This is a genomic window from Pontimicrobium sp. MEBiC01747 (genome assembly GCF_053601635.1).
On sequence record NZ_JBSHNS010000436.1, the window covers coordinates 1 to 1,378 of the forward strand.

Annotated in this window: 1 protein-coding gene; it reads left to right on the top strand. The window is 37.2% G+C overall.

The genetic code is table 11. The annotated features are described in order from the left end of the window. Positions 1 to 118 precede the first annotated feature (118 nt). Positions 119 to 1,252 carry a cell envelope integrity protein TolA gene (tolA, locus tag ACVC2P_RS14050; protein ID WP_452599084.1) on the top strand — a complete coding sequence of 378 codons (1,134 nt, stop codon included), beginning with the start codon at positions 119 to 121 and terminating at the stop codon, positions 1,250 to 1,252. The last annotated feature ends 126 nt before the right edge of the window (positions 1,253 to 1,378 follow it).

Genomic DNA, 1,378 nt, shown 5'->3' on the forward strand with positions numbered 1-1,378 from the left:
ATAACAATACGATCCGACCAAGATGTAGAAATGAAACATGTAGTATACATCATGGACATTGCTAATAGAAATAAAATAAAATCGACACTAGCAGTAAAATCGCAATAATATATTTTCTATGAAGTATTTAGAGACCAAACACGAACGTAATTCAGCAAAAATAACAGCATTATTATTGTTTATTTTATTGCTATTACTGTTTGTAGTTGGGCCTCCATATATGGATCCTCCGCAAGAATATGGCGTTGCTATAAATTTTGGAACTCCTAGTATCGCAGATGATGTTCAACCAGATGCACCATCGAGTCCAGAAGATTCAAATGAAAATGATGTAGCAGAAGAAGATCCAGCAGTAGCAGAAGAAGCTATAGAAGAGGATGCAGCAGAAGAAATTATAGAAGAAGATGTGGCCGAAGAAGTCGCAGAAGAAACTGTAGAAGAAGAAACAGTTGAAGAAACCGTAGAAGAAGTAGTAGAAGAACCTGTTGAAGAAACGGCTAAAGAGCAAGTAGACGAAGACCTTTTAACACAAGAAGCAGAAGAAGCTTTAAAAATAAAAGAAGCAAAGGAAGCAGAAGAACGTGCTGAAAAAGAGGCTAAAGAAAAAGCCGAGAAAGAAGCAAAGGAAAAGGCAGATAGAGAAGCTAAAGAGGCAAAAGAAGCAAAAGAAAAAGCAGATAGAGAAGCCAAAGCTAAAGCACAAAAAGAAGCTGAAGAAGCTAAAAGAAAAGCCGATAGAATAGCAGCAGAAAAAGCTGCGAAAGCAAAAGCCGATGCAGAAGCTAAGGCAAAAGCTGCAGCCGAAGCAAAAGCCGCTGCAGATAGAGCAGCAAAGAAAAAAGCCGCTGCTGCCGCTGCCGCTGCAAAAACTAAAGAAGGAGGAAGCGGAAGCAGTGTTGTAGACTTTAGAAAAATTGAAAATGCTCCAACTTACCCAGGCTGTGAGAGTTTAAACGGGGAAGCTAAAAGGAAATGCCTTAATGATAAAATCAAGCAATTTGTAGGGAGTAAATTCGATAAACAATTAGCTGGAGATTTAGGATTAACAGGAACACAAAATATTGTGATTACTTTTAAAATAAACGATAAAGGTCAAGTAGTAGGTATTAGAGCGAAAGCAAAACATCCCAAATTTGAAGAAGAAGCGAAGCGCGTTACAAAGCTATTACCAAAAATGAAACCAGGTATACAAAACGGCAAAGCAGTAACTGTATCTTATCGTTTACCGCTTAGAATCCAAACAGGAAACTAAATTTCATGCATAACGTAGCGTTTAAAATAGAATTAAAAAACAAACGCTACACCATTATCAATACACAAATATGTTAAACACATTATTACAAGAAACTGCACAAGATGCAGAAGCATTAGTAGATGG

What these genes read in the sequence shown, in the direction of transcription:
- tolA (WP_452599084.1), top strand. Translation starts at nt 119, where the DNA reads ATGAAGTATTTAGAGACCAAACACGAACGTAATTCAGCAAAAATAACA.